We start from the raw sequence: 26,377 nt of genomic DNA, 5'->3' as shown, positions 1-26,377 counted from the left end.
GCCTGAGCTTTGCAGGAAGGCCGTCGTCCATGAATCCAGCCCAGAAGGCGCTCTGGTACATCGAAAGCCACCTGCGCACGTCGCTGACGCTCGATGATATCGCTGTTGTCGCCGGGGTCTCGCGCTTCCATCTGGTGCGGGCGTTCGCGGAGGCGACCGGGTTTTCGGTGATGCGCTACGTGCGGGCGCGGCGGTTGAGCGAGGCCGCGCGCGAGCTCGCCGCCGGTGCGCCGGACATTCTCACGCTCGCGCTGGATGCGGACTACGGCTCCCACGAGGCATTCACCCGCGCGTTTCGCGACCATTTCGGCGTCACGCCGGAGACGGTGCGCGCGACGACGTGCCTGACCAAGCTCAAGCTTCAGGAGCCGATTACCATGATCTCGACCGCTCTCGATCACATCGATCCGCCGCGCATCGCGATCGGCAACGCATTCCTCGTCGCCGGCGTCGGCGAGCGCTACAACCACACCAATGACAGCACGGCCGGCATTCCGAACCAGTGGCACGGTTTCCACCAGCAATTCGCGCATGTTCCCCGCCAGGTCGGTGACGTTGCCTATGGTGTCGGCTGCAACGGCGACGATGCCGGCAATTTCGACTACATCGCAGGTGTCGAGGTCGCCGATTTCTCCGACCTGCCGCGCGAGTTCGCGCGGGTCCGGATCCCGGCGCAGAAATATGTGGTGTTCACGCACGCCGACCACATCTCGACCATCCGCCGCACCGTCAACACGATCTGGAATCGCTGGCTGCCGCAGTCCGGCATGAAGGTTGCGGACGCGCCGAACTTCGAGCGCTACGACGACAAGTTCGACAAGAACAGCGGTAATGGCGGGCTGGAGATCTGGGTGCCGGTCGAGGAGTAGCGGCCGGTGTGGTGGTTGCGCGGGAGACGAGACTTGCGGGAGACCTTTCAGATGAACGTCGACAGATACGAAACACCGGTTGCCATGAGCGATCCGGGGCGTCACGCGGCTCTATTCGATGGCCTGCCGCGGGGCGCCGGTGCGCTTGCGGCGACCGTGCAGGGCCTGCTGATCCATCAGCACATCGCGCCGGCCTATGGGGTTACGCTCGGCGGCGACCAGCAAGCGCAATCACAGGTCCGCCCCGTCGAGACGATGCTGGATGAAATCGTGACGCGCGATGCGCGGCCGCTTGCGGCGGCGCGTGCCGTCAACGAACGGCAGGTCGGCGTGTGCAGGCACTTCACGCTGCTTCATGTGGCGATGTTGCGCACCCAGGGCATTCCGGCGCGTGCCCGTTGCGGGTTCGGCGCCTATTTCGAAGCCGGAAAATACCTCGACCATTGGGTGACGGAGTATTGGAACGAAGACAGGCAATGTTGGGTATTGTTCGATTCCCAGATCGACGATCGGCAGCGTGAGCTGTTCGGGATCGGGTTCGATGCAGCCGATGTCCCCCGAGACCAGTTCCTCGTTGCCGGCGATGCCTGGTCGCTCTGCCGCGAGGGGAGCCGCGATCCCGGCGCCTTCGGCATCCTCGACATGCACGGGCTTTGGTTCATTGCGGGCAATCTTGTCCGCGACATCTGCGCGCTGAACAATCGCGAGATGCTGCCGTGGGACGTTTGGGGCGCCATGCGCATGCAGGACAGCGAACTCGATCTCGCCTTTTTCGACCGGCTGGCAATCGTCAGTCGTGAGCCCGATGCTCACGTCGATGAACTCGGTGCGCTCGATCGCGATGAGCGGGTGCGTATTCCCAGGGCCGTGTTCAACGCCGTGCTCGACTGCGTGCAGGAGCTGTAGCTGCAGGTCGCGGGCGCGTCGGACTTCGAGCCCGTCGGACCATGTCGCGAGAATGCGAAGCTGCGGCTCGCAGGCGGTCCAACAAACTCGATGTCGTCCTGGCGAAAGCCAGGACCCATTACCCCAAATGGCAATTGTTGCGCGACGCCGGGGCCACGATCTCTTTCACAATGAAATTCGGTGGCTATGGGTCCTGGCCTTCGCCAGGACGACGATATTTTGCGACGGGCAGCGCAACACACTCGCTGTCGTCCCTGCGAAAGCAGGGACCCATAACCACGAGTGGTTATTGTTTGAACACTTCGGAACGGCGACTGCCGTTCACGACTCTCGCCGCGGCGTATGGGTCCCTGCTTTCGCAGGGACGACGGTTGTGGGCGTGGCGCGCTTAATGCGATCTTGCGAGGCAGAACGCGACGACCTGTTCCAGCGCCGTCTTCATCGGCGAGGACGGGAACAGCGCCAGCGCGTCGACCGCCATTGCGCCGTAGTGGTGAGCGCGGCTGATGGTGTCCTCCAGCGCGCGGTGCTTGGTCATCAGCCCGATCGCGTGATCGAGATCGGCCGCGCCGATCTCGCCGCGCTCCAGTGCGCGGATCCAGAACTGCCGCTCGGTGTCGTTGCCGCGGCGGAAGGCGAGCACCACCGGGAGCGTGATCTTGCCCTCGCGGAAATCGTCGCCAACATTCTTGCCGAGTTTGGCGGATTTGCCGCCATAGTCGAGCACGTCGTCGACCAGCTGGAAGGCGATGCCGAGATTCATGCCGACCGAGCGGCACGCCGTCTGCTCGGCCTTGGGCCGGTTGGCGATGACAGGGCCGACCTCGCAGGCGGCGGCGAACAGCTCCGCCGTTTTGCCGCGGATCACGGCGAGATACTCGTCCTCGGTGGTCGCGGTGTTCTTGGCGGCGGCAAGCTGCATCACCTCGCCCTCGGCGATGGTGGCGGCGGCGGCGGAGAGAATGTCGAGCGCGCGCAGCGAGCCGACCTCGACCATCATCCGGAACGCCTGGCCGAGCAGGAAGTCGCCGACCAGCACGCTGGCCTCGTTGCCCCACAGCATCCGCGCGGACAATTTGCCGCGGCGCAGCTCGCTCTCGTCGACCACGTCGTCATGCAGCAGGGTCGCGGTGTGCATGAACTCGACCGCGGCGGCGAGCTTGATATGGCCGTCGCCTGTGTAGTCGGCGAGCTGGGCCATCGCCAGGGTCAGCATCGGGCGCAACCGCTTGCCGCCGGAGGAGATCAGATGATTGGCGACCTCGGGGATCATGGTGACTTCGGAGCCGGTCCGCGAAAGGATGGTCGCGTTGACGCGCTCCATGTCGGCGGCGACAAGTCCCACCAGCCCGTCGATCGAAGCATTGGACGGGCTTTCGAAGGGTACAATAACCGCCACGCTGGTCTCCAATTTTGCCGAATTCGCACTAGCTCAGCTATAACAATAGAAACTGCGAAGGTGTGCGGCAAGGCCACGAAGTTGTTGACATGTGACGCATTGGCCGCACAGCCGGGCGGAGAGGAGAGTGGATTTTGCGGGAATTGGTACGGACCAATGACGTGGTGCTGGTCTCCGCCGTCGGCGCGCTGCTCGACAGCGCTAACATCCATCATCTGGTGCTGGACCAGAACATGAGCATCATCGAGGGCTCGCTCGGCGTGCTGCCGCGGCGGATCCTGGTGCACGAGGACGACAACCACGAGGCCCGCCAGCTCCTGACCGATGCCGGCCTGGGCCACGAATTGCGGGCCGATGAGTAGAGCGTTTTCAAGCGAAGTAGGCCCCGGTTCGCGTCAAGAAAACGCGTCCAAAAACGAGTCTCCGGCCGCCGAGATCACCGAAGACGGATTCCTCGGCGGGCAATTGCGGCTGCGGCAGCCCCGCAGCGGCCATCGCGCCGGCCACGACGCGATTCTGCTGGCCGCGGCGACGCCGGCGCGATCAGCCGACCGGGTCGTCGATCTCGGCTCCGGCGTCGGCGCCGCCGGGCTCGCGGTGGCACGGCGGGTGAGCGGGATCGATCTGGTTCTGGTCGAAATCGACCCTGCATTGGCCGAGCTTGCCCGGAATAACGCCAGCGCCAACGCGATCATGGCCGAGGTGATCGTGCTCGATGTCGAGGCCGGCGCTTCAGCGTTCGACGACGCGGGCCTTGGACCGGACAGCGCCGACGTCGTGCTTATGAACCCGCCGTTCAACGATCCCTCAAGGCACCGCGCCTCGCCGGACGGCGTGCGGCAGCGCGCCCATGTCGCGACCGCGACCACGCTGGCTAGCTGGGTTCACGTGGCGCGGCGGATCCTCAAGTCGAACGGGCAGCTTGCGATGATCTGGCGGGCCGACGGGATTGCTGAGGTGCTGGCCGCGCTGGACCGCGGCTTTGGCAGCCTCGAGATCCTGCCGGTTCACGGCGAGGCGGCCTCGCCGGCGATCCGAATCCTGGTGCGGGCCACCAAGGGCGGCCGGGCGCCGACGCGGCTTCATGCCGCGCTGTTGCTCAATGAAGAGTCAGGTGTGCCCAATAAATGGGTGCAGGAGATCTTGGCTGGGAAAGGGGAATTGCCGCTGGCGCGGCGCTAACGGGCAGGGATGCTGCCCGCGTCGTACTGGCACTAAATCACTGCGAGGCCGTTTCCGACTGGCGTTCAGGCCTGGATGTGAAATGGATCGCGGTCAGAAGTGTACCGATCAGCAAAATCAGCAGGTAGATCTTCATGGCTCCCTCTCCGCCCGCGCGTTGCAACCCCAATGACAAAATGCAAAACGCGTTCCACGAAATCCAATGACACTGGCGTGATAAAAAGTGGTTAATTCGAGGTAACGGCATGAGTGAACAAACAAGTGATCGCCAAGGACATTCTGGAGCGCATTCTGGAGGACGTTCGGGATGGCTCGAACGCGCGCAGGGAATGTTGCCGGCACGTTTCCGGCGCGGCATGGCTGTCGTGCCGGTGGTGCGGCTGTCGGGCGTGATCGGCGCGGTGACGCCGCTGCGGCCCGGCATGTCGCTCGCGGGCGTTGCCAAGATGCTGGAGCGCGCCTTTGGCACTCGGAATGCCAAGGCGGTGGCGCTGGTGATCAATTCGCCGGGCGGCTCGCCGGTGCAGTCGCGGCAGATCTATCTGCGCATTCGGCAACTGGCCGCGGAGAAGAAGCTGCCGGTGCTGGTGTTCGTCGAGGACGTCGCGGCCTCCGGCGGCTACATGATCGCCTGCGCCGGCGACGAGATCTATTGCGACCCGTCCTCGATCCTGGGTTCGATCGGCGTGGTCGGCGGCAGCTTCGGCCTCGAAGGATTGATCAAGAAGATCGGGGTCGAGCGGCGGCTCTATACGGCGGGCAGCCACAAGGCGATGCTCGATCCGTTCCTTCCCGAAAACCCCGATGACGTCGCCCGGCTGAAGTCGATCCAGCGCGAGATCCATGCGATCTTCATCGCGCTGGTGAAACAGAGCCGCGGCAGCCGCCTGAAGGGGCCCGACGAGGAGTTGTTCACCGGCGAATACTGGGCGGGCGAGACCGCGATCGGGCTCGGGCTTGCCGATGGCATCGGCGACCTGCGCGCGACGCTGCGGGCCCGCTATGGCGAGAAGGTGCTGACCCCGGTGATCGCGCCCGCCAGCGGCATGCTGTCCGGCCTGCTCGGCCGGCGGGCGCCGGGGGCGGGGTCGATGGCGGCGCTGGACGGGCTGGCAAGCTTGCCGGACGATTTGATCTCGGCGGTCGAAACGAGGGCGATTTGGGCCAAATTCGGGCTGTGAACACGGGGATTTGAGCGCGCCATTTAGCCCCAAAAGCGCGATTGCGGCGCAGGCCGCCTTGCGCGAGAATACCTTCCATTGGGGGCCTGACAGACGTGAACGACAAGGATCGACCGATGCCGCCGCTGATTGCATTCGCAGGCGTCCTGGGTGGCCTGGCCGTGGTCCGCTGGGCATACAAGACCGCCGTCCGGATCAACCAGGAACTGGAAGAGGCGCGATTGTCCCGCGTGGCCGAGGCCACGCGCGCGAGCGAAATCAAGACCCTGCGCCGCGACCCCGTGACCGGAGCCTATCGTCCGGGCTAGCCTCCTTCGTCATTCCGGGGCGATGCGTCAGCATCGAACCCGGAATCTCGAGATTCCGGGTCTGGTGCTAGCGCACCATCCCGGAATGACGCTCAACATCCCCCATCGCCTTGATTCCATTGGCAGCCGCCGATACGGTCCCGCGCGCTTCACAACCCCCCTCGCGAGACCTGTACTGACGATGGACGCCCTGCCTGACCACATGCGCCCGGAACGTTCGTTCCAGGGCTTCATCCTGGCTCTCCAGCGATTCTGGGCCGAGCAGGGTTGCGTCATCCTGCAGCCCTACGACATGGAAATGGGCGCCGGCACCTTCCATCCCGCGACCACGCTGCGCGCGCTGGGGCCAAAGCCGTGGAACGCGGCCTATGTGCAGCCCTCGCGGCGGCCCAAGGACGGCCGCTATGGCGAAAACCCCAACCGCCTGCAGCACTATTACCAGTTCCAGGTGATCATGAAGCCGTCGCCGCCGAACCTTCAGGAGCTGTACCTGAAGTCGCTGGCTGCGATCGGCATCGACGCTGCCGTCCATGACATCCGCTTCGTCGAGGATGATTGGGAGAGCCCGACGCTCGGCGCCTGGGGTCTCGGCTGGGAATGCTGGTGCGACGGCATGGAAGTGTCGCAATTCACCTACTTCCAGCAGGTCGCCGGCGTCGAATGCGCGCCGGTCGCGGGCGAGCTCACCTACGGGCTCGAGCGGCTCGCGATGTATGTGCAAGGCGTCGACCGGGTCTACGACCTCAACTTCAACGGCCGCGAGGGTGCCGAGAAGGTCACCTATGGCGACGTCTTCCTGCAGGCCGAGCAGGAATATTCGCGGCACAATTTCGAATACGCCGACACCGCGATGCTGTTCGAGCAATTCAGGATGGCGGAAGAGGCCTGCCGCAAATACCTCGCCGCCGGATGGCGCGAGAATAGCAACATCAAGGAACATCTGATGGCCTTGCCGGCCTACGACCAGTGCATCAAGGCGAGCCACGTGTTCAATTTGCTCGACGCCCGCGGCGTCATCTCGGTGACGGAGCGGCAGAGCTACATCGGCCGCGTGCGCGATCTGGCGAAGGCCTGCGGCGAGGCATGGATCCACACTGAAACGGGCAGGGCGGTCTGATGCCCGATCTCCTCCTCGAACTGTTCTCCGAAGAAATTCCCGCGCGCATGCAAGCCAAAGCGGCGGACGATCTGCGCCGCATGGTGACCGAAAAGCTGGTCGCCGAGGGCCTCGTCTATGAAGGCGCCAAGGCGTTCGCGACCCCGCGCCGCCTTGCGCTGACCGTGCACGGCATTCCCGCGCGCCAGCCCGATTTGAAGACCGAACGTCGCGGCCCGAAGATGGGCGCCCCGGATGCGGCGGTGCAGGGCTTTCTGAAAGCGACGGGTCTCAAGTCGCTGGATGAAGCGAAGATCCAGAAAGACCCGAAGGGCGATTTTTACATCGCGCTGATCGAGAAGCCCGGCCGGGCCGCGATCGACGTGATCGCGGACATGATCCCGGTGATCATCCGCACCTTCCCCTGGCCGAAATCGATGCGCTGGGGCGCGCGCTCGGCCAAATCAGGCGCGCTGACCTGGGTGCGGCCGCTGCACGCCATCACCGCGACCTTCGGTCTGGAGACCGAGGAGCCCGATGTCGTGAAATTCTCGGTCGACGGCATCGAGGCCGGGCAGACCACCTACGGCCATCGCTTCATGGCACCTAGCGCGATCAGCGTGCGCCGCTTCGAGGATTACGAGGCCAAGCTGAAGGCGGCCAAGGTGATCCTCGATCCGCAGGCCCGCAAGGACATCATCCTCGAGGACGCCAAGGAGCTGGCGTTCGCGCAGGGCCTCGAGCTGGTCGAGGACCAGGTGCTGCTCGATGAGGTTTCAGGCCTCGTCGAATGGCCGGTCGTGATGATGGGATCGTTCGAGAAGGAATTTTTGTCGATCCCGGATGAGGTGATCCGCGCCACCATCCGCAACAACCAGAAGTGCTTCGTCGTCAAAGACCCCAAGACCGGGAAATTGACCAACAAGTTCGTGCTGACCGCCAACATCGAGGCGCCCGACGGCGGCAAGACCATCGTCGCCGGCAACGAGCGCGTGATCCGTCCGCGGCTGTCGGACGCGAAATTCTTCTACGAGACCGATCTGAAGACCAGGTTGGAAGATCGGCTGCCGAAGTTCGAGCAGATCGTGTTCCACGAGAAGCTCGGCACCCAGGCAGAGCGCATCAAGCGGATCGAACGTCTCGCCGCCGAGATCGCGCCGCTGGTCGGCGCAGATGTCGAGAAGACGAAGCGCGCCGCGCGCCTCGCGAAAGCGGATTTGCTGACTGAAGTGGTCGGCGAATTCCCCGAGTTGCAAGGCCTGATGGGGAAGTACTACGCGCTGGCGCAGGGCGAGGATGCGTCGGTCGCCGCGGCGAGCGAGGAGCACTGGAAGCCGCAGGGGCCGACCGATCGCGTCCCGACTGATCCGGTGAGCGTCGCCGTGGCACTGGCGGACAAGCTGGACACGCTTGTGGGGTTCTGGATAATCGATGAGAAGCCGACCGGATCGAAGGACCCGTTTGCGTTGAGACGAGCAGCGCTTGGCGTGGTGAGAACTATTCTGACTCTTAATCGTCCGTTGAACTTGCTCAAGCTCTTCGACGAAGCGTGTGCGCTGTTCCCGCCCAAACTGCCGGGGGAGGAAAATACGGAAGCCTACGCTGCGCATCTGCTCTCGCAAAAGCCAGACACCGGGCCCGCGCGGTCGGAGAGGTACTATGTTTCGCTAGAGTTGCTGGGCTTTTTCGCTGATCGCCTGAAAGTCCAGTTGCGCGAACAGGGCGCCAGGCACGATCTTGTCGACTCAGTATTCGCGCTCGACGATGACGATGATCTCCTGCGCATTGTCCGCCGCGTCGAGGCGCTCGGCAAATTCCTCGACAGCGACGACGGCAAGAACCTGCTCGCGGGAACCAAGCGCGCCAGCAATATCCTCAGCATCGAGGAGAAGAAGGACAAGCGTACGTTTGATGGCGCGCCCGACGCCGCGCTCTACAGGCTCGACGAAGAGAAGACTCTGGCTGCGGCGATCGATCAGGTGAAGGCCGAGGCCTCTGCCGCGGTTGCAAAAGAAGACTTCGCCGGTGCGATGAGCGCGATGGCCAAGCTGCGTCCGGCGGTTGATGCGTTCTTCGACAAGGTCAAGGTCAACGACGATGACCCCAAGGTGCGCGAAAACCGCCTGAAGCTGCTCAACGAGATCCGCGCCGCGACGCGTGCGGTGGCGGATTTCTCCCGGATCGAGGGGTGACCGATGGACCGCGCAACGCTCGCCGCTTACGACAAGGAGGCGGCGGCGTTTGCGCAGGACTGGCACGAGCAGCCGGCACCTCGTGACCTGCAGGAGATCGTCGGGCAATTCTTCATCAAGGGCGGTGCGACCGCCGATATCGGCTGCGGCAGCGGCCGCGAGGTGGCGTGGCTCAATGCCAACGGCTTCCCGGCCGAGGGCTTTGATGCCTCCGAGGGCCTGCTCGCGGAAGCTCGCACCCGCTATCCGGCGCTGCGCTTTGTGCGCGCCGAATTGCCTGAACTATCCGGCATCGCCGCCGACAGTTTCGACAATGTGCTGTGCGAGACCGTGATCATGCATCTCGATCACGCGCTGATCGTGCCGTCGGTGCGCCGCATGTTCGACATCGTGAAGCCGGGCGGCATCTTCTATCTGAGCTGGCGCGTCACCGCGGGTGACGACGCGCGGGATGCGCATGGCCGGCTCTATGCAGCCTTCGATACCGCGCTGGTGCGGGCTGAACTGGCGGCGGCCGAATTGCTGTTCGACGCGGAAGTCGTCAGCGCCTCGTCCGGCAAGGTCATTCACCGGCTGGTCGCCAGCAAGGGCGGGTGATGATGGCAAGGCTCGCGACATGCGCCTGCGGACAGCTCCGCGTCACCTGTCAGGGCGAGCCCCTCACGATATCGCTGTGTCATTGTCTCGAGTGCCAGAAGCGGACCGGCAGCACCTATGGCGTCGCGGCGTTCTTTCCGCGCGCCGATGTCGAGCCGCAGGGCGAGGCGCGCGAATACAGCCGCATCGGCGGCAGCGGGTCTCCAGTGGTGTTTCATTTCTGCCCGAATTGCGGATCGTCGGTCTATTGGGAACCCGGTCGCGCGCCGGATCTGATCGGCGTTGCGGTCGGCGCCTTCGCGGATCCCGATTTTCCCGCGCCGTCGCAGTCGGTCTTTACGCAGCGCCGCCACACGTGGGTCGTCGACAGGTAAGCGGCCACCGTGGCGATATGTGTCGCGCTGGAAATATCTGGAAATGATTTGCAATTTGTTAACCATGCCCTGCGAGGGTCCTGGCGAGTCAACGATTTCTTAAGAAATCGCCCCTCGCGCCAATGCAGGGACCTCCCCGATGACCTCGATCGGCACCACGCCCAATCCCTACGCCCAATATGGCTCGGCCTATGCGCGGGCCGCCGCGACGCCCTCGCTGGCGGCGACCTTGTCAGGCGACGGCAGCGCCGGCGACCTGTCGGCGCCCGCGACATCGAGCGCCGCGACCAACCTCACGCTGTCGGACGCCGCCCGCGCGCAACTCGCCAAGGCGCCGCTGCCGGATTTTGCGACCGTCACCCATGACGCGCGCGTCGCGCTCGACCGGCTCTACACGGCCGCAGGGGTGAAGAAGCCGATCGTCGACGGCAAGACCACGATCGATCTCTCGACGCTGGATCGCCGCTCGCTGTTTGCGATCTCGACCAACAATGGCGGCAAGTTCACGCCGGACGAGCAGGCGGTCGCCGCCACCGAGCTGAAGCAGCGCTTCGACAAGGCCCTGGCGCCGTCGCTTGCGACCACGCGCCTGACCGGCGACTACAGCGTCAGCTACAAGTCGGCGCTCGACTATCTCGACGGCGCCAGCGATGAGGAAAAGGCGACCGCGACCTGGGCCGGTCAGCGCGCCGCGGTGCTGAAGGGGGTTCAGGCGACGCAACAGGATCCAAACAAGGCGCCGACGGGAATTTCAGGCGACCCGATCGCGGCCGCGCTGACGGGAACCACATCTCCCACGACGGGTAAGCCACGCGACTTCGGCAGCGTGGCGAGCGATGCGCGCGCCTTCCTCGATCGGCAGAAGAGCGAGGCGGCGAAGAGCGGCAAGGAACTGGTGTACGATTCCCGCCGCAAGACCGGGCAGCTCGCCGATCTGTCCTCGCTCGACAACCGCTCGCTGTCAGCGATCTCGCTGAACCAGGACAAGAAGTTTTCAGGCGAGGAGATCTTCGCGGCCAAGCACGAACTCAACACGCGGACCCGGCTTGCGGTGCTCGATGCGCTGAAGCAGAGCCAGTCCGCCGGCGATCCGCGCCAGTTCAGCCTCGGCATCCTCAAGCAATATTCCTCGATGAGCGCGGAGGAACGCCAGGCTGCCAACTGGACGCAGGATTTCCAGGACGCCGCGATCAAAAACTACAAGTCGACCTCGACGCTGCTCTCGATCCTGAAGTCGTAGATCGCGACGTCGGAACTCATCACGTGGCAACAGAAGAGCCCCGCCCGGTGGGGAGGCCGGGCGGGGCTTTCTGGTCCGGTCGAACTTCGCGCACATCCGCTTGCGCGGCGCCCGGACTGTTCGTTCAGGCGATCGTGCTGAACTGAGCTACTCGACCACCTGAACGATCCGCCGCGAACGCGGCTCGACCAGAACGGTCTCGCCATTCACGACGGTGTAGCGATAGGGCGTCGCGCCGAACCGTTGCGGCACGTCGTAATAGGTTACGCCGGCATCCGGCAGCACGGTGCCGATCACGACGCGATCCGGAACGGTGTAGTTCGGCACGCGCTCGCGCACGATGTATTCTCGGAATGCCGGGCGCTGCTCGACCGCAATGCCTTCGTCATCCTCGACTGCAACCGGCGGGCCACCGCGGACAACGCCGACGGTCTGGGCCTGTGCGGCAACAGCCGGCACCGTGATCGCAGCAGCAACCGCTGCAACGGCAAGTATTCTGTTTCGCATGGCTCGCTCCATTCTTTAAATGCGCGCGCCGACCTTCGCCGATGCGCACGCCGAGCCAATGCATCTGGTGTGGTGATGTTCCGGAAAAACCGCCGCCACATACGCGGCATTTTGGAGCAATTTTCGTGAGTTGCGGGAACTCTCAGGCGGTGAAGGACGTCTTGATGTGGAAACCCCCGCAGCGGATAAACTGCCGCTCGATTCGCTCCTCCAAAAACCGCCGGAGAACTCTTCAATGGTCATCACCGCTGGGCATTTGCCGCACATTGTCGCTCTGATTGCAGGCATCCTGATCCTGATCATGCCGCGGCTGCTCAACTACATCGTCGCGATCTACCTGATCTTCGTCGGGCTCGTGGGAATGGGCCTGCTGCGCTGGCTGCACCTGTAGCGGGAAAGCGGGGTTTCGCGGCTTGCGCGGAACCCCCCAAAATGGTGTAAGGCGCGCATCTTCGACCCCTCTTTTCGGATTGTTGTCTGACATGGCCAAAGCCGTCGCGAAGTCCAAGAAAACTGCCGAGAAAACCGCAGCGAAATCAAAGTCCTCGGCACCGGCCCGGAAGGCCGCGCCGGCGCGCAAAGCGCTGAAGAAGAGCGCCCCGAAGCCGGCGCCGAAGCCCGCCGCCAAATCGACCGCGAAGCCGGCTGCAAAGCCCGCCGGCAAGGCGCCGGTAAAGGCCGTCACCGCTGCGAAAAAGGCGGCTCCGCCGGCGATCAAGGCCGGCAAGTGGGTCTATACGTTCGGCGACGGCAAGGCCGAGGGCCAGGCGACCTTGCGCAATCTGCTCGGCGGCAAGGGCGCCAACCTCGCGGAAATGGCCAATCTCGGCCTTCCGGTGCCTCCCGGCTTCACCCTCCCGACCTCGGTCTGCACTTACTTCTACGACCACGACAAGACGTATCCGAAGGAACTGAAAGCACAGGTTGAGAAGGCGCTCGACTATGTCGGCAAGCTGACCGGCAAGACCTTCGGCGACGCCAAGAATCCGCTGCTGGTCTCGGTCCGCTCGGGCGCGCGCGCCTCGATGCCGGGCATGATGGACACCGTGCTCAATCTCGGCCTCAACGACCGCACGGTCGAAGCGCTCGCCGAGCTCTCCGGCGATCGCCGCTTCGCCTATGACAGCTATCGCCGCTTCATCACGATGTATTCGGACGTGGTGCTCGGCTTCGAGCATCATCACTTCGAGGACATCCTCGACACCTTCAAGGACGGCCAGGGCTATTCGCTCGACACCGACCTCACCGGCGACGACTGGGTCGAGCTGGTCGGCAAGTACAAGGAGGCGGTCGCCAAGGAGACCGGCCACGACTTCCCGCAGGATCCGCACGCCCAGCTGTGGGGCGCGATCGGTGCCGTGTTCTCATCCTGGATGAACGCGCGCGCGGTGACCTACCGCAAGCTGCATGACATCCCGGAATCCTGGGGCACCGCGGTCAACGTGCAGGCGATGGTGTTCGGCAACATGGGCGAGACCTCGGCGACCGGCGTCGCCTTCACCCGCAACCCGTCGACCGGCGAGAGCAAGCTGTACGGCGAGTTCCTGATCAATGCGCAGGGCGAGGACGTCGTCGCCGGCATCCGCACGCCGCAGGACATCACCGAAGAGGCGCGCCAGGAATCCGGCTCCGACAAGCTGTCGATGGAGGCCGCGATGCCGGTCGCCTTCAAGGAGCTGACGCGGATCTACACGCAGCTCGAAAAACACTACCGCGACATGCAGGACATGGAGTTCACGGTCGAGCAGGGCAAGCTGTGGATGCTGCAGACCCGCGGCGGCAAGCGCACTGCCAAGGCGGCGCTGCGCATCGCGGTCGAGCTCGCCAATGAAGGCCTGATCTCCCGCAAGGATGCGGTGACGCGGATCGATCCGGCCTCGCTGGACCAGCTGCTGCACCCGACCATCGATCCCGCTGCCAAGCGTGACGTGATCGCGACCGGCCTGCCGGCGTCGCCTGGCGCTGCCTCGGGCGAGATCGTGTTCTCGTCGGACGAAGCGGCCAAGCTGCAGGCCGACGGCCGCAAGGTGATTTTGGTTCGCATCGAAACCAGCCCGGAAGACATCCACGGCATGCACGCCGCGGAAGGCATCCTGACCACCCGCGGCGGCATGACGTCGCATGCGGCGGTGGTCGCGCGCGGCATGGGCAAGCCCTGCGTCTCCGGCTGCGGCACCATTCGTGTCGACTACGGCCGTGGCACCATGAGCATCGGCTCGCGCACCTTCAAGACCGGCGACGTCATCACCATCGATGGCTCGGTCGGCCAGGTGCTGGCCGGTCGCATGCCGATGATCGAGCCGGAGCTGTCCGGCGAGTTCGGCACGCTGATGGGCTGGGCCGACGAGGTCCGCAAGCTTGGCGTCCGCGTCAACGGCGACACGCCCGATGACGCGCGCACCGCGGTGAAGTTCGGTGCCGAAGGCATCGGCCTCTGCCGCACCGAGCACATGTTCTTCGAGGAGACCCGCATCCGCACCGTGCGCGAGATGATCCTCTCCGAAGACGAGCAGTCGCGCCGCGCCGCGCTGTCGAAGCTGCTGCCGATGCAGCGCGCCGACTTCGTCGAGCTGTTCGAGATCATGAAGGGCCTGCCCGTCACGATCCGCTTGCTCGATCCACCGCTGCACGAGTTCCTGCCGCATACCCAGGCCGAGATCGAGGAAGTGGCGCGCGCCATGAACACCGATCCGCGCAAGCTCGCCGACCGCGCCCGCGAACTGTCCGAGTTCAACCCGATGCTCGGCTTCCGCGGCTGCCGTCTCGCGATCGCCTATCCCGAGATCGCCGAGATGCAGGCCCGCGCGATCTTCGAGGCGGCCGTCGAAGCCGGCAAGCGCACCGGCAAGCCGGTCGGCCTCGAGGTGATGGTGCCGCTGATCGCGACCAAGGCCGAGTTCGATCTGGTCAAGGCGCGGATCGATGCGATGGCCAACGCGGTGATGAAGGAAACCGGCGTCAAGCTGACCTACCAGGTCGGCACCATGATCGAGCTGCCGCGCGCCTGCCTGATGGCGGGCGAGGTGGCGGAGACCGCGGAGTTCTTCTCGTTCGGCACCAACGACCTGACGCAGACCACCTACGGCATCAGCCGCGACGACGCCGCGAGCTTCCTCGGCACCTATGTCGCCAAGGGCATCCTCGAGATCGATCCGTTCATCTCGGTCGATCGCGACGGCGTCGGCGAGCTGGTCAGGATCGGCGTGACGCGCGGCCGCAAGACACGGCCGAACCTCAAGGTCGGCATCTGCGGCGAGCATGGCGGCGATCCTGCGTCGGTCGCGTTCTGCCACGAGGTCGGGCTCGATTACGTCTCGTGCTCGCCCTATCGCGTGCCGATCGCGCGTCTCGCCGCAGCCCAGGCCGCGCTCGGCAAGGAGATCGCCAGCCAGGCGTAAGCGATCGAACAATTCGATAACGACAATGGCCGGGACCAAGTCCCGGCCATTTTGTTTTGTCGCGTGCTTCAGCAAATGGCGTCATTGCGAGCGGAGCGAAGCAATCCATCGTGCCGCTTGCCGCGACATGGATTGCTTCGTCGCTTCGCTCCTCGCAATGACGAGGCGTTGGCGGTCACCGCCTGCAACACTTTGTTCACCATCCTCGTTGACCCGGTGTTTACGACTTTCATGCGCCGCGCATTTACCAAGGCGCGTGATGCAACGCGCAACACCCGCGCGATCGCTTGAGTGTAGCGCGCGTGCAACGCTGATTAACTTCGCGGCAACCTAAACAAGTTAGCAACGGGAAAGGTCGAATTGCGCGGATGTACCGCGTTCGATTGCACTCAGTAAGCGTTGCGTGAGCGTACGATGTTTGTGTCGCGTAACCAGCCGAAGGGCGCACGTCTTGCGCTCTTCGGTCTCGGTCTTGGCATCTTCGCACTGATGCCGACCGAGCTCGGATATCAGGATATTGCGTCGCTTTTGGCCCGGCAGCCCGGCGTCGCCGAGCGCTGGCAGAAGCGCGTCTTCGCCTCCGCGGTCGGCTCCATCCAGGTCGCGACCTACAGCTTCGGCCGTCCGATCGGAACTTCCGCGCCGCAGGACCCGCAAATCCTGCTCGCACGGCTGGACAGTCCGAGCGCCGACATCACCGGCACGGTGACGCGCGACCCGATCACAGCAACGCCGCCGCGCTACCAGGCATCCGATTTTCCCAAAGTCGATCGCACCCTGAAGGGTGATCGTCTCGTCGTCGGACGGCCTGACCAGGTCGATCCTGCACAGCCCGCGAACCCGGCGCCGGCGAACGAGGATCCCGCGACATCGAATTCGTCGGTCAAGGGCATGAAGACCGCGACCGCGCCGGCCGACAACGCGCCGCTCGATCCCGAATTGCAGGAGGCGCTGCGGGCGCCGCCACTGCCGCAATATGTGAAGCCGTCGTCGCAGCAATACGACGTGTCGATGTCGCTCGAGGCCAGTCCGCTCGATGACCTGAAGCCTGTGCCCGCAAAGCCTGCCGCTGCGCCGCCTGCCGATGCAACCCATGCGCGCGACCCGTTTGCATTCAAGACCGCCAGCCTGTTCTTCGGCTCGTCGCTCGGCACGCCCGAGAATCTCGAACGCTGGCAGCCCGGCGAGGCGCCGGTGGTCGTTGCGCCCGCAGCGCAGCCCGATCCCGACCTGAAGGTGATGGCGTCACTGCCGGTCGATGCCGACGGCCCGGTCAAGGCCGGCGAGATGGGCGAGAGCATCGCGCCGAAGGGCGAGGTCAACGCCGACGACCAGCACACCAAGACGCCGGCGGAACGGCTCGGCCTGTTCGACGAGAAATCGCGCGCCAAGTCGGAGAAGTGCCTCGCCGAGGCGGTCTATTTCGAGGCGCGCGGCGAAGCGGTGCGCGGCCAGATCGCGGTCGCCCAGGTGGTGCTGAACCGCGCTTTCTCCGGCAAATATCCGGAGACGGTGTGCGGCGTGGTCTACCAGAACAAGAACCGCCACTATGCCTGCCAGTTCACCTTCGCCTGCGACAACATCCCCGACGTGGTCCGCGAGCCCGACATGTGGGACCGCGCCAAGAAGATCTCGAAGGCGATCCTCGACGGCAAATTGTGGCTGCCGGAAGTCGATCGCTCGACCCACTACCACGCCTATTGGGTGCGGCCGTCCTGGGTCAGTGAAATGAAGAAGACGTACAAGTTCGGCGTCCACACCTTCTATCGCCCGCGCGCCTGGGGCGACGGCAGCGACGCCCCGAGCTGGGGCAATCCGGCCGAGACCGCCAAGATCTCGGCGCAACTCGCCGAAGCCGCCCAGAGCTCGGCCGAGCTGGCCAGCGCCAAACGATAACGCCTCCAGCCTTCCATTCCGGGTTCGCCATGCCTCGGAATGACGCTCGTCATCCTCGCGGATTCTGCAGAGCTGCCTTGCGAGCGAACATTTTTCTCCGCCGCCTCTTGGGCTTTCCATGCAGATGCATTAACTCCCGGTAATGTTTTGCGGGGCGGTTCCCCCGCCAGTTGCGGGGGAGGACAGCATGGCCGTTACCAGCGGGGATCTCCGACCGACGTCCGGCGGCTGGCGCACGCCGCTTGTCATCATCGTTTGCGGCTGCGCGATCGCGCTATTGAGTTTCGGCCCGCGCTCCAGCCTCGGTTTCTTCGTGCAGCCGATGGGCCGCGAATTCGCCTGGGGCCGCGACGTGTTCGGCCTTGCCATCGCGCTGCAGAACCTGTTGTGGGGGCTCGGCCAGCCGATCGCAGGCGCCATTGCCGATCGCTTCGGCCTGCTGCGCGTCATGGTCGTCGGCGCCTTGCTGTACGCCGCCGGCCTGCTGCTGATGCGTTACTCGACCACCTCATTGTCGCTCGACATCAGCGCCGGCGTGCTGATCGGCTTCGGCCTGTCGGGCTCGTCGTTCAATCTGGTGCTGGCGGCGTTCAGCAAGCTGTTGCCGCCGGAGAAGCGCGGCATCGCGCTCGGCGCCGGCACCGCCGCCGGTTCGTTCGGCCAGTTCCTGTTCGCACCGTTTGGCGTTGCGATGATCGACAATTTCGGCTGGCAGACCGCGCTCGTCGTGTTCAGCGCGCTGATGCTGTTGATCGTGCCGCTCTCGCTCGCGCTTGTGACGCCACCCACCGAGACCGGCGAGGTGCCGGCCGCCGACCAGCAGTCGTTCAAGACCGCGCTTGCCGAAGCCTTCGGCCATCGCTCCTATGTGCTGCTGGTGCTCGGTTTCTTCACCTGCGGCTTCCAGCTCGCCTTCATCACGATCCATCTGCCGGCCTATCTGGCCGACCGCGGCATTGCGGCGACCACCGGCGGTTGGGTGGTCGCGGCGATCGGCCTGTTCAACATCGTGGGCTCGCTCAGCGTCGGCTGGCTGCAGAACCACTTTCCGAAGCGCTATTTGCTCTCCGTGATCTACTTTTCGCGCGCGCTGGCGACCGTCGCCTTCATCTCGTTCCCGGTGACGCCGTTCTCGGCGATCGCGTTCGGCGCGGTCTCGGGGCTGCTGTGGCTGTCGAGCGTGCCCCCGACCTCGGCGCTGGTCGCACTGATGTTCGGCACCCGCTGGTTCTCAACGCTCTATGGCTTCGCCTTCGTCAGCCACCAGGTGGGCGGCTTCCTCGGGGTCTGGCTCGGCGGCGTCGTGTTCGAGCAGTATGGTTCCTACACGCCGATCTGGTGGCTGTCGGTGCTGTTCGGCGTGCTGTCGGCGCTGATCAACCTGCCGATCGTCGAAAAGCCGGTCGTGCGCCCGGTTGCGCAGCCTGCCTGATGGGTTAAACACTCCCCCGAAACCAAGATTACGGGGAGTGCTCATCGTGGCAACGTTCAAGGCAATCAGGATCGACAAGGCGGACAAGGGTACCACCGCCGCACTGACCCAATTCGACGACGCGGAATTGATGGACGGCGACGTCACTGTCCGCGTCGAATGGTCGACGCTGAACTACAAGGACGGCCTGGCGCTGACCGGCAAGGCGCCGGTGGTGCGCCGCTTCCCGATGATCGCCGGCATCGATTTCGCCGGTACCGTCGAACACTCCAGCCATCCCGACTGGAAGGCGGGCGATAAGGTCGTCTGCAACGGCTGGGGCATGGGCGAGACCCATCTTGGCGCCTATGCGGAAAAGGCCCGCGTCAAGGGCGACTGGCTGGTGCGGCTGCCGGACGGCATTTCGGCCCGCGACGCGATGGCGGTCGGCACCGCCGGCTATACCGCGATGCTTTCGGTACTGGCGCTGGAGAAGCACGGTCTCACGCCGAAGAGCGGCCCGGTGGTGGTGACGGGCGCCGCCGGCGGCGTCGGCTCGGTCGCGATCGCCGTGCTCTCGAAGCTCGGTTACCACGTCATCGCCTCGACCGGGCGGATGTCGGAGGCCGACTATCTCAAGGGTCTCGGTGCCACCGAGGTGATCGATCGCGCCGAGCTGTCAGGCGCCCCCAAGGCGCTTGCGAAGGAGCGCTGGGCCGGCGGCGTCGACAGTGTCGGGTCGACCACGCTCGCCAATCTGCTTTCGATGACCAGGTATGGCGGTGCCATCGCGGCCTGCGGTCTGGCGGCCGGCATGGACCTGCCGTCGTCGGTCGCGCCCTTCATTTTGCGGGGTGTGTGCCTTCTCGGCATCGATTCCGTGATGTGCCCGATCGAGCTCCGCAGGACCGCCTGGCGCCGTCTTGCCAGCGATCTGGACAAGGCAAAACTGGCTGATATCACTCATGAAATCGCCTTGGACGACGTCATGGGGTACGGCGCAAGAATTCTCGGTGGCCAGGTCCGCGGCCGGATCGTGGTAAAAATAGTCTGAGGACGTTCAGACTTTACCAACCAAGCTGCTCCAATGTTGCCACGGTTGGTATGGTAAGCAGCGGGTAAAGAGACTTGCGGCATGATCCCGGGGGGCCGGGTGTCCTCGCGCAGACGTCGTGAAGCGTCGGTTGCGGGGATCATGCTCAACAAGGAGCGGGTGCCCGCGCTCGTAAGTGGAGTAGCTCATGCTTGCGCGTTTGGTGTTGGGGGCCGTCACGGCCGGAGCAATGGTCGTGCCGGCATTCGCAGGCAGCATGAACGCCGATGAGGCCCGCAAGTTCGTCGCGGGCAAGGTGTTCGCCTTCACCTGTTTCGACGGCACAAGGGGTGCCGGCCGTATCCTCGACGATCTCGGCGCGACAGGCTCGATCCAGTTCTCCGGCTCCGGACCGATCCGCCACGTGCGCCTGCCCGGCAATACGCTGCAAATCCGCGGTCAGAGCGTTTGCGCCTCGCTGAAGGGCATTCCGTTCGAACCGTGCTTCAATCTCGACAAGCAGGACGACCGCACGTTCCGCGGTTCGGTCTCCGGCATGGGCTTCGCCTACTGCGATTTCCATCACCAGGGCGGCCAGCAGATGCTGATGGCACGTGCGGTGGCGCGTCCGCGCTCGCTGCACCCGCGCACCCGATCCGCGGATGCCTCGCCGACCGAGGTGTCGCGCGTCGAGACACCGCAGGTCGAAAGGGCAAAGCTCGAGCCGGTCAAGGCCGAGCCCACCAAGGTCGAGAGCGCGCCGGAATTGCGCCGCTCCACCGACTAACGTTTCATCTGCGCGTTAGCGGGAATAGCTGCCGAGCCGTAGTCATACGGATGGCGGTCGCCACGCGTTGATAGCTACTCAATATCCTAGCGTTCGCCGACAGGCGGGATGACGGGGACACCGATTTGAGTAGTCATATGGCGCAATATTTTTTCCGTATCAGTGATGGCGATTACGCTGGTGCGTCCGATCACGCGACGGAGTTCGAGAGCCGTGACGTGGCATGGGCCGAGATGACCAAGGTCTGCGGTAATTTCCTTGGCAGCATTTCGCGCAACATGAAGCAAGACAGCGAATGGCACATGGAGCTGCTCGACGAGAGCCGTAAGCCCGTGTTCAGGATTCGGCTGGTTGCCGAATCCGTCGACTGAGGCTTTTCGCCGTTCAGGACACCAAGCTTCAAGCCTCTGCCTGCGGGACAGGCGGAGCGACCCGCCTGCGGAACAGGATCCGCTGATACAGCCAGCCGATCGCGACCAGCACGATGCCAAGGCACATGAACGACAGCGCCCGGTAGACTCCGGTGAGCGTCGACATGTCGACCAGGAAAGCCTTCAGGATCGTCAGCCCGATCACCGCAGCGGAGGCGAGCCGCGCCCGCTGCGAGTTGACGACGATGCCGATGCCGAGCAGCACGACGCCGAACATCAGCCAGGCGATCGAATAGGTGTATTGCTCGGCGCCCGTGGTCTCGCCGCGCGTCAGCACCGGTCCGTGATAGAGCCTGCGGATTTCGAACGTGACGTAAGCGAGCGCAAGCACCAGCGCGCCGGCGGCGATCGTGTTGGCGTATGTAGCGGGACGATGCCCCGCCACCGCGTAGGACAGCAGCAACGCCAGCACGGCCGGCAATGCATAGCCGAGCAGCAGCAGATTGATGAAACTGCCGCCGACGTCCTGCCACCACAGCATCGGGTTCTCCAGCCCCAACAACCCGAACAGGCTGGCAAGCCCGGCGAACGCGGTCAGCAGGACTGCGCCGACATTGTGGACGATGCTGCCGCTGCGCAGCCGCAGCCGCTCCAACCCGATCGCCAACGCGAGCGTCACGCCGACCTGCAACGCGACTTCGGTCAGTCCGGCGCTATCGCGATAGACGTCACCGGCGTTGACCGCGTGGCGGATCTCCATGAAGGCGAGCAGCACCGTGAACAGGATCGCAGCGGATTCGACCATGCGCAGCGGGACGTCGTCGCCATTGCGGCGCAGGAAATGGCCTCCCGCCCAGAATGACAGCGCCGGAACGCCATAGCCCCACAGCAGCCAGTTGAAGATCGGCGTGGTGCCGACGGCGTCGCCCGCGATCCGCGGCTCGTAGCCGATGCGCAGCACCACGATGCCGGCCAGGATCGCGGCAAGCCAGCGCAGGAACGGGATCGGCCGCTGCACCGACAGCCACGCCGTGCCCATCGACACCAGCGCCAGCGCGATGGTGAGCCAGCCCTTGTCGAGTGCGAAGGTCAGCGCCAGCGCCAGCGAGGCGAGGGCGCCGGTGGCCGACAGCGCGATCGAGGGCGACAGCTCCGGCCGCTCGCCGCGCCGGGTCAGCGCTTCGGTCGCGGCCGCGTAGGCGGCGGCGAGCAGCACGGCGAGGATCGCGAACGGGATCGAGCGATCGAGATGCGCGATGCGTGCATAGAGCGCGACCAGCAGCGCGACCGGCGTGAACACGGCCGCGGCGGCCCAGGTCACCGTGATCTTCGTGGTGGCAAAGCGCAATTGCGCGAGGAAGCCGGCGATGCCGAAGGCGGCCGCGAACAGCGCGGCAGTGACGAGATGCAGCGAGACCGAGCCGTCGGTCGCGGAGGGGCCGATGCCCGGGATCGCACCGCCCGGCAGCACCAGCATGTCGACGTTGCGGCGCACGGCCCACTCGCCAAACACGATGAAGACGAAGGCCGACGCGGCGACGATCGCGCCGGCAGCGGCCGGCGCGCGCCAGGCGACGAAAAGGCTGCCCGCCGTCAGCAGCGCAAAGCCGATCATCGCGCTGTCGGCATGCGCGCTGTTGAGCACGATCAGCATCGCGCCGAACAGATAGGCCGCGAGCGAGCCGGACGAGATCGGCTCGATCTCCTTGCCGTCGGGGCCGAACATGAAGCCGCAGACCACCAGCAGCGCCGCCAGCACGAAGCCCGCGATCACGTGGAAGACGTGCGGCGCGATCATCTCCGGCCCACATTGCAGGCAGGGGAAGGTCCACAGCAGCGCGAAGGCGATCGTCGTGACCGCAAGCCAGCGCCACAGCCGGATCCGCGCGAGGCCGAACGCCGCCGCTGTGACGATGGCAAGATAGATGTAGAGCGACCAGAAGTCCGGCTTGTCGGACGAGACCAGGATCGGCGTGACGAAGGCGCCGACGATGCCGAGCCCGGCCAGCGCCGGCCCGTGCAGCAGCGCGGCCGCGAGCGTGCCAAGTGCGACCATGCCGAGCAGGATGAAGGCGGTTGCCGGCGCCAGGAAATCATACAGCGCATAGGCGGCGTAGACGGTCGCGAACGCCACCGCGGTACCGGCGGCGGTGAGGATCGCCGGAATGTTGGCGATCGGCAGCGCTGCGATATTGGAGATGCTTTCCTGGCGCCGCGCCCACTCGCCGGCGCCGAGCAGAGCGAGCGCAAATAGTCCGCCGAGCAGCGTGCGCACGCCGGGGCCGAGCAGCCCGGCCTCGATCGAATAGCGCACCATGAAGAAGCCGCCGAGCGCGAGCGTCAGGCCGCCGATCCACACCACCCAGCGCGTGCCGAGCGTCTCCTCGAAGCCGGGCGCCGGGGGCGGCAGGGCGGGCGGTTCTGGCAGTGGCGGTGGGGCGACGCTAGCCGCGTCCGTGGCTGCCTCAGCATGTGCATCCGGCTGGCTCGCCGCCGCTTCGGGCAGCGGCGGTGGCGCGATGGGAGGCGCCGCCGGAAGCGTCTGCTCGAACGCCTCGAGCGGCGTCAGCGGCGGCGGCACGGCCGTCCGCGCGGCGGCCACGCCTGCGGCCTCGACCGCATCCAGCCGGCGCTGCAGCACCGCAATCTGGCCCAGCGCCTTGCGCGCAAAGATGATCGCGACAATGGCAATGACGAGCGTGAGGAATTCGAACGGCGAATCGAACATCGGGCCTCCGGCGGGACGCGCCGGACCATCGGCCAGCCGGCCGCCCGTCGCAACCTAGTAGTGCAGTTGAGAGGACTGGAAGTTCAAGCGATCGGCCGCGGCCAGCCGTGCTAGTCCAGGTCGATGTGGAAGGGCCGGCCTTCGACGCTCATGCTGCCGGGGCCCATCGCATCGAGCGCGCGCAGCATCCGGCCCTCGCGGCCCAGCGCCTTGTCGGCGAGGCTGACGATCAGCCGGTTGGGCGCCGCGATCGGCGAGGCCTCGCGGATCAGCCGGGCGATGGACATTTCGTCGCGGTGCGGATTGAGCGCGCAGACCGTGGCGAAGGCGCTTGCGGTCGAGCGGCTGATGCCGGCGTAGCAATGCACCACCATCGGCGCGCGGCGATCCCAGCCGCGCACGAAGGCCAGCACCCGCTCGATATGCGTCTCATTGGGGGCAACGAATCCGTCCATCTGTTCGATGATGTCGTCCATCGACACTTTCAGATGGTTGGCTGGAAGCACGGAGGGCGGCCGCTGTACCTGATCGACATTGGCCATCACGGTCAGCACATGGCTGGCGCCGGTGGCACGAACCGTGTCGGGGAGCGCGGCGAGCGAGCAGACGTGAAGCATGATGGTCCTTGGCTATCGGTGCGCCCGACTATAACGGCTGCTCCCGGGGGGGCAAAGCCGGGCGGCACAATGCCGGCCCTTCGTTTTGCGGCGCAACCGGCGGCCGCCTTCGCGGTGCCGCGCCTACGACGCGTGTAGTGTCTTGAAGCGTTCGAGGAACTGCTTTTCAGCCCTCGCAGCGGTCCACGGCGTCAGATAGTCGCGTTCGGTGGCTTCCGGCAATTCCGGATCGCGGCCGAACAGCCGCCTGGCTTCGGCTTGCGAAAACCCCGCCAGATGCGTCGCCTCGAGATAGGCGGCGCCGCGATCAGCGGCCTTGATCTGCTGGGTGATCTCGTCCGCGAGCACCGCCGGCAGGCCGAAGCGGATATGGATCGCCGCCAAAAGCCGCTTCTCCACCACCTTGTATTCACCGGCAAGCACGGCCTTGAACGGCGAGATCATGTCGCCGATGACATATTCCGGCGCGTCGTGCAGCAGTGCCGCGAGACGATGGCCGATATCGACGCGCGGCATCTGCTGACGCATCACGGCCTCGACCAGCAGTGTGTGCTGGGCCACCGAGAAGATGTGCGCGCCAGAGGTCTGGCCATTCCAGCGCGCGACCCGCGCCAGTCCATGCGCGATGTCGACGATCTCGATATCGAGCGGCGACGGATCGAGCAGGTCCAGCCGGCGCCCCGACAACATCCGCTGCCAGGCGCGAGTGGTCTCGGTCGATCGACGCGCAGTCATTTCTTCTTGAGCCGCGGTGTGCGGAGCTTGCCGCTGCAGGCCTTGTGGCAGAAGCAGGTCACGAGATGATCGTTGACCATGCCGGTCGCCTGCATGAAGGCGTAGACGATGGTGGGGCCGACGAATTTGAAGCCGCGGGCGCCGAGCTCCTTGGAGACCTTGATCGAGACCGGCGTCGAGGCCGGCACGCACGCGGTGGTCTTGAACTGATTGACCTTCGGCTTGCCGTCGACGAAGTCCCACAGGAATTTCGAGAAGCCGGGACCCTTCTCCATGATCTCCAGATACGACTTGGCGCTCGCCACCGTGCCTTCGATCTTGGCGCGGTTGCGAACGATGCCGGCGTCGTTCATCAGCGCATGCACCTTCTTGTCGGTGTAGCGCGCGATCTTCTCGGGCTGGAAATCGTCGAAGGCTTTGCGGAAATTCTCGCGCTTGCGCAGGATCGTGATCCAGGACAGTCCGGCCTGGAAACCGTCGAGGATCAGCTTTTCATAGAGCGCGCGGTCGTCATATTCCGGCACGCCCCATTCATTGTCGTGATAGGCGACGTAGAACGCGTCCTCGCCCGGCCACGGGCAGCGCGTCTTGCCGTCGGGGTGCAGTTGCGCAGTGCGGCTCATGCGACGGTCTTCTTGGGTGTGGTGCGGACAGCATCCGGATCGGCGAGGTGAAGCGCGAGCCCGCCCGCGGTGAGCGGCAGGCCGGCGTCGAGCGCATCGGCGACGCGATCGATGCGCACCAGCGCGAGGCCCTTCTCGCCGGCGGTCGAGCCCATGGTGCCGACCTGCTTGTCGCCAGCCTGGATCGTCGCGCCAGTCTCGGGGGCGGGGCCGTCGAGAATGATCTTCACCGTGCGGGTGCGCGCCGTGCCGCGATGCTGCATGCGCGACACCACCTCCTGGCCGACATAGCAACCCTTGTCGAAATCGACGCCGTTGAGGCGGTCCATATTGGTCTCGTGCGGGAACGCGTCGCCATACATGAAATCGAGCCCGCCGCGCGGCACGCCGGTCGCGATGCGATGCGCCTCATAGGCGCTGCTGTCGACGAGATCGGCGCCGATCAGGTCAGTGAGTTTCTGCTTCAGATCTTCCGGGATCAGGATGCGCCAGCCGAGCGCCGCATTGCGCGGATCGGCGAAGGCGAGATCAGGGATCGCCGCCGGCTCGCCGTCCCAGGCTGCCAGCACACCGAGACTGTCGGAGAGGTTCTCGACCACGACCTTGGCGCGCAGCTTGTAGAAGCCGAGCTTGTCGGCAAGCCCCTTGGCGAGCGGGCGCGGCGCGTCGATCAGGAAGCCGCCGCCATGGCCTGTGGGTATCTCGGTGATCAGGAAATCGACGATGATCTTGCCCTGCGGCGTCAGCAGCGCACCAAACCGGGCCTGCCCCGGGGCCAGTTGCTCGACATCGGTCGTGATGAGGCCGTTGAGGAAGTTGCGGGCGTCCTCGCCAGAGACTTTGACCACGCCGCGATCTGGAAGAAACGCTGCTTTCATTCGCAAAATTGGCTCTTTTTCCAAGTTCCTTGGGAAACACGCGGAGCGC

At 65.2% G+C, this 26,377-nt stretch carries 26 protein-coding genes; 19 read left to right on the top strand and 7 right to left on the bottom strand.

Translation table 11 applies throughout. The features are described from left to right. Positions 1-29: 29 nt before the first annotated feature. Together ACOIX3_RS31030 and ACOIX3_RS31025 are read left to right on the top strand one after the other, a co-directional pair. Positions 30-869, top strand: a complete 840-nt coding sequence (locus ACOIX3_RS31030; RefSeq protein WP_420965761.1) for an AraC family transcriptional regulator — start codon at positions 30-32, stop codon at positions 867-869. 6 nt (positions 870-875) lie between these two features. After that, positions 876-1,775 (top strand): transglutaminase-like domain-containing protein, encoded by a 900-nt coding sequence (locus tag ACOIX3_RS31025; protein WP_420965760.1) that lies wholly within the window; start codon positions 876-878, stop codon positions 1,773-1,775. 388 nt (positions 1,776-2,163) lie between these two features. Here ACOIX3_RS31025 and ACOIX3_RS31020 read toward each other — a convergent pair whose 3' ends face one another. Then, complete coding sequence (locus tag ACOIX3_RS31020; RefSeq protein ID WP_173638096.1) at positions 2,164-3,174, bottom strand: polyprenyl synthetase family protein; 1,011 nt, start codon at positions 3,172-3,174, stop codon at positions 2,164-2,166. 134 nt (positions 3,175-3,308) lie between these two features. Between ACOIX3_RS31020 and ACOIX3_RS31015 the strand changes: the two genes are divergently transcribed. The 9 genes from ACOIX3_RS31015 to ACOIX3_RS30975 all read left to right on the top strand — a co-directional run bounded on the left by ACOIX3_RS31015 (position 3,309) and on the right by ACOIX3_RS30975 (position 11,344). Beyond that, positions 3,309-3,536 carry a DUF2007 domain-containing protein gene (locus ACOIX3_RS31015; RefSeq protein ID WP_173638095.1) on the top strand — a complete coding sequence of 76 codons (228 nt, stop codon included), beginning with the start codon at positions 3,309-3,311 and terminating at the stop codon, positions 3,534-3,536. Positions 3,537-3,639: 103 nt separating this feature from the next. Beyond that, positions 3,640-4,356: a tRNA1(Val) (adenine(37)-N6)-methyltransferase gene (locus ACOIX3_RS31010; RefSeq protein ID WP_420965758.1), complete on the top strand. Its 717-nt coding sequence runs from the start codon at positions 3,640-3,642 to the stop codon at positions 4,354-4,356. A 245-nt stretch (positions 4,357-4,601) separates the two neighbouring features. After that, positions 4,602-5,537 carry a S49 family peptidase gene (locus tag ACOIX3_RS31005; protein ID WP_420965757.1) on the top strand — a complete coding sequence of 312 codons (936 nt, stop codon included), beginning with the start codon at positions 4,602-4,604 and terminating at the stop codon, positions 5,535-5,537. A 116-nt stretch (positions 5,538-5,653) separates the two neighbouring features. Continuing rightward, positions 5,654-5,845 (top strand): hypothetical protein, encoded by a 192-nt coding sequence (locus tag ACOIX3_RS31000; protein WP_420971832.1) that lies wholly within the window; start codon positions 5,654-5,656, stop codon positions 5,843-5,845. Between the two features lie 181 nt (positions 5,846-6,026). Further along, entirely contained in the window at positions 6,027-6,962 is a 936-nt protein-coding gene (locus tag ACOIX3_RS30995) for a glycine--tRNA ligase subunit alpha (protein ID WP_420965756.1), read from the top strand. Further along, on the top strand, positions 6,962-9,133 hold the full coding sequence (gene glyS, locus ACOIX3_RS30990) for a glycine--tRNA ligase subunit beta (RefSeq protein WP_420965755.1): 2,172 nt from the start codon (positions 6,962-6,964) through the stop codon (positions 9,131-9,133). The genes ACOIX3_RS30995 and glyS overlap by 1 nt, the downstream gene beginning before the upstream one ends. 3 nt (positions 9,134-9,136) lie before the next feature. Then, the gene (locus ACOIX3_RS30985) at positions 9,137-9,730 is read left to right on the top strand and encodes a class I SAM-dependent methyltransferase (RefSeq protein WP_420965754.1); all 594 of its coding nucleotides are present in this window, start codon (positions 9,137-9,139) and stop codon (positions 9,728-9,730) included. 2 nt (positions 9,731-9,732) lie between these two features. After that, positions 9,733-10,104, top strand: coding sequence for a GFA family protein (locus ACOIX3_RS30980; protein ID WP_420965753.1), 372 nt, complete (start codon positions 9,733-9,735; stop codon positions 10,102-10,104). Between the two features lie 139 nt (positions 10,105-10,243). Continuing rightward, a complete protein-coding gene (locus ACOIX3_RS30975) occupies positions 10,244-11,344 on the top strand; it encodes a hypothetical protein (protein WP_420965752.1) in 1,101 nt (366 codons plus the stop codon). 147 nt (positions 11,345-11,491) lie between these two features. Here ACOIX3_RS30975 and ACOIX3_RS30970 read toward each other — a convergent pair whose 3' ends face one another. Further along, positions 11,492-11,851, bottom strand: coding sequence for a DUF1236 domain-containing protein (locus tag ACOIX3_RS30970; RefSeq protein ID WP_342727526.1), 360 nt, complete (start codon positions 11,849-11,851; stop codon positions 11,492-11,494). 235 nt (positions 11,852-12,086) lie between these two features. Between ACOIX3_RS30970 and ACOIX3_RS30965 the strand changes: the two genes are divergently transcribed. The 8 genes from ACOIX3_RS30965 (at position 12,087) to ACOIX3_RS30930 (ending at position 20,747) form a co-directional block, all read left to right on the top strand. Further along, on the top strand, positions 12,087-12,242 hold the full coding sequence (locus tag ACOIX3_RS30965) for a DUF3096 domain-containing protein (RefSeq protein WP_084518327.1): 156 nt from the start codon (positions 12,087-12,089) through the stop codon (positions 12,240-12,242). A 91-nt stretch (positions 12,243-12,333) separates the two neighbouring features. Further along, the gene (gene ppdK / locus ACOIX3_RS30960; protein WP_420965751.1) at positions 12,334-15,249 is read left to right on the top strand and encodes a pyruvate, phosphate dikinase; all 2,916 of its coding nucleotides are present in this window, start codon (positions 12,334-12,336) and stop codon (positions 15,247-15,249) included. A gap of 168 nt (positions 15,250-15,417) precedes the next feature. Beyond that, positions 15,418-15,540 carry a hypothetical protein gene (locus ACOIX3_RS30955; RefSeq protein ID WP_420965750.1) on the top strand — a complete coding sequence of 41 codons (123 nt, stop codon included), beginning with the start codon at positions 15,418-15,420 and terminating at the stop codon, positions 15,538-15,540. A 123-nt stretch (positions 15,541-15,663) separates the two neighbouring features. Next, entirely contained in the window at positions 15,664-17,145 is a 1,482-nt protein-coding gene (locus tag ACOIX3_RS30950) for a cell wall hydrolase (protein WP_420965749.1), read from the top strand. 187 nt (positions 17,146-17,332) lie between these two features. Continuing rightward, positions 17,333-18,577, top strand: a complete 1,245-nt coding sequence (locus tag ACOIX3_RS30945; RefSeq protein ID WP_420965748.1) for an MFS transporter — start codon at positions 17,333-17,335, stop codon at positions 18,575-18,577. A 46-nt stretch (positions 18,578-18,623) separates the two neighbouring features. After that, positions 18,624-19,610: an MDR family oxidoreductase gene (locus ACOIX3_RS30940; protein WP_420965747.1), complete on the top strand. Its 987-nt coding sequence runs from the start codon at positions 18,624-18,626 to the stop codon at positions 19,608-19,610. A 187-nt stretch (positions 19,611-19,797) separates the two neighbouring features. Further along, on the top strand, positions 19,798-20,376 hold the full coding sequence (locus tag ACOIX3_RS30935; RefSeq protein WP_420965746.1) for a hypothetical protein: 579 nt from the start codon (positions 19,798-19,800) through the stop codon (positions 20,374-20,376). Positions 20,377-20,513: 137 nt separating this feature from the next. Then, positions 20,514-20,747: a DUF6894 family protein gene (locus tag ACOIX3_RS30930; protein ID WP_050403167.1), complete on the top strand. Its 234-nt coding sequence runs from the start codon at positions 20,514-20,516 to the stop codon at positions 20,745-20,747. Between the two features lie 28 nt (positions 20,748-20,775). On the opposite strand, the gene ACOIX3_RS30925 is transcribed toward ACOIX3_RS30930, so the two are convergent. The 5 genes from ACOIX3_RS30925 to ACOIX3_RS30905 form a co-directional block, all read right to left on the bottom strand. Continuing rightward, positions 20,776-23,475 (bottom strand): DUF2339 domain-containing protein, encoded by a 2,700-nt coding sequence (locus ACOIX3_RS30925; RefSeq protein ID WP_420965745.1) that lies wholly within the window; start codon positions 23,473-23,475, stop codon positions 20,776-20,778. Between the two features lie 110 nt (positions 23,476-23,585). After that, complete coding sequence (locus ACOIX3_RS30920; RefSeq protein ID WP_092116044.1) at positions 23,586-24,092, bottom strand: tyrosine phosphatase family protein; 507 nt, start codon at positions 24,090-24,092, stop codon at positions 23,586-23,588. Between the two features lie 123 nt (positions 24,093-24,215). After that, positions 24,216-24,827, bottom strand: a complete 612-nt coding sequence (locus tag ACOIX3_RS30915) for a YfbR-like 5'-deoxynucleotidase (RefSeq protein ID WP_420965744.1) — start codon at positions 24,825-24,827, stop codon at positions 24,216-24,218. Continuing rightward, on the bottom strand, positions 24,824-25,450 hold the full coding sequence (locus tag ACOIX3_RS30910; RefSeq protein WP_420965743.1) for a DNA-3-methyladenine glycosylase I: 627 nt from the start codon (positions 25,448-25,450) through the stop codon (positions 24,824-24,826). The genes ACOIX3_RS30915 and ACOIX3_RS30910 overlap by 4 nt, the downstream gene beginning before the upstream one ends. Then, complete coding sequence (locus ACOIX3_RS30905) at positions 25,447-26,328, bottom strand: YgfZ/GcvT domain-containing protein (protein ID WP_420965742.1); 882 nt, start codon at positions 26,326-26,328, stop codon at positions 25,447-25,449. Before ACOIX3_RS30905 ends, ACOIX3_RS30910 begins: the two co-directional genes overlap by 4 nt. Positions 26,329-26,377: the final 49 nt, after the last annotated feature.

The organism is Bradyrhizobium sp. B120, from assembly GCF_049075665.1.
Classification (GTDB): domain Bacteria; phylum Pseudomonadota; class Alphaproteobacteria; order Rhizobiales; family Xanthobacteraceae; genus Bradyrhizobium.
This window is presented reverse-complemented; position numbering and strand designations above follow the sequence as displayed.

What these genes read in the sequence shown, in the direction of transcription:
- ACOIX3_RS30965 (WP_084518327.1), top strand. Translation starts at nt 12,087, where the DNA reads ATGGTCATCACCGCTGGGCATTTGCCGCACATTGTCGCTCTGATTGCA.
- ACOIX3_RS30950 (WP_420965749.1), top strand. Translation starts at nt 15,664, where the DNA reads ATGTTTGTGTCGCGTAACCAGCCGAAGGGCGCACGTCTTGCGCTCTTC.
- ACOIX3_RS30910 (WP_420965743.1), bottom strand. Translation starts at nt 25,450, where the DNA reads ATGAGCCGCACTGCGCAACTGCACCCCGACGGCAAGACGCGCTGCCCG.
- ACOIX3_RS31005 (WP_420965757.1), top strand. Translation starts at nt 4,602, where the DNA reads ATGAGTGAACAAACAAGTGATCGCCAAGGACATTCTGGAGCGCATTCT.
- ACOIX3_RS30970 (WP_342727526.1), bottom strand. Translation starts at nt 11,851, where the DNA reads ATGCGAAACAGAATACTTGCCGTTGCAGCGGTTGCTGCTGCGATCACG.
- ACOIX3_RS30985 (WP_420965754.1), top strand. Translation starts at nt 9,137, where the DNA reads ATGGACCGCGCAACGCTCGCCGCTTACGACAAGGAGGCGGCGGCGTTT.
- ACOIX3_RS30915 (WP_420965744.1), bottom strand. Translation starts at nt 24,827, where the DNA reads ATGACTGCGCGTCGATCGACCGAGACCACTCGCGCCTGGCAGCGGATG.
- ACOIX3_RS30925 (WP_420965745.1), bottom strand. Translation starts at nt 23,475, where the DNA reads ATGTTCGATTCGCCGTTCGAATTCCTCACGCTCGTCATTGCCATTGTC.
- ppdK (WP_420965751.1), top strand. Translation starts at nt 12,334, where the DNA reads ATGGCCAAAGCCGTCGCGAAGTCCAAGAAAACTGCCGAGAAAACCGCA.
- ACOIX3_RS30975 (WP_420965752.1), top strand. Translation starts at nt 10,244, where the DNA reads ATGACCTCGATCGGCACCACGCCCAATCCCTACGCCCAATATGGCTCG.
- ACOIX3_RS31030 (WP_420965761.1), top strand. Translation starts at nt 30, where the DNA reads ATGAATCCAGCCCAGAAGGCGCTCTGGTACATCGAAAGCCACCTGCGC.
- ACOIX3_RS30980 (WP_420965753.1), top strand. Translation starts at nt 9,733, where the DNA reads ATGGCAAGGCTCGCGACATGCGCCTGCGGACAGCTCCGCGTCACCTGT.
- ACOIX3_RS30920 (WP_092116044.1), bottom strand. Translation starts at nt 24,092, where the DNA reads ATGCTTCACGTCTGCTCGCTCGCCGCGCTCCCCGACACGGTTCGTGCC.
- glyS (WP_420965755.1), top strand. Translation starts at nt 6,962, where the DNA reads ATGCCCGATCTCCTCCTCGAACTGTTCTCCGAAGAAATTCCCGCGCGC.
- ACOIX3_RS31000 (WP_420971832.1), top strand. Translation starts at nt 5,654, where the DNA reads ATGCCGCCGCTGATTGCATTCGCAGGCGTCCTGGGTGGCCTGGCCGTG.
- ACOIX3_RS30930 (WP_050403167.1), top strand. Translation starts at nt 20,514, where the DNA reads ATGGCGCAATATTTTTTCCGTATCAGTGATGGCGATTACGCTGGTGCG.
- ACOIX3_RS30995 (WP_420965756.1), top strand. Translation starts at nt 6,027, where the DNA reads ATGGACGCCCTGCCTGACCACATGCGCCCGGAACGTTCGTTCCAGGGC.
- ACOIX3_RS30935 (WP_420965746.1), top strand. Translation starts at nt 19,798, where the DNA reads ATGCTTGCGCGTTTGGTGTTGGGGGCCGTCACGGCCGGAGCAATGGTC.
- ACOIX3_RS30945 (WP_420965748.1), top strand. Translation starts at nt 17,333, where the DNA reads ATGGCCGTTACCAGCGGGGATCTCCGACCGACGTCCGGCGGCTGGCGC.
- ACOIX3_RS30905 (WP_420965742.1), bottom strand. Translation starts at nt 26,328, where the DNA reads ATGAAAGCAGCGTTTCTTCCAGATCGCGGCGTGGTCAAAGTCTCTGGC.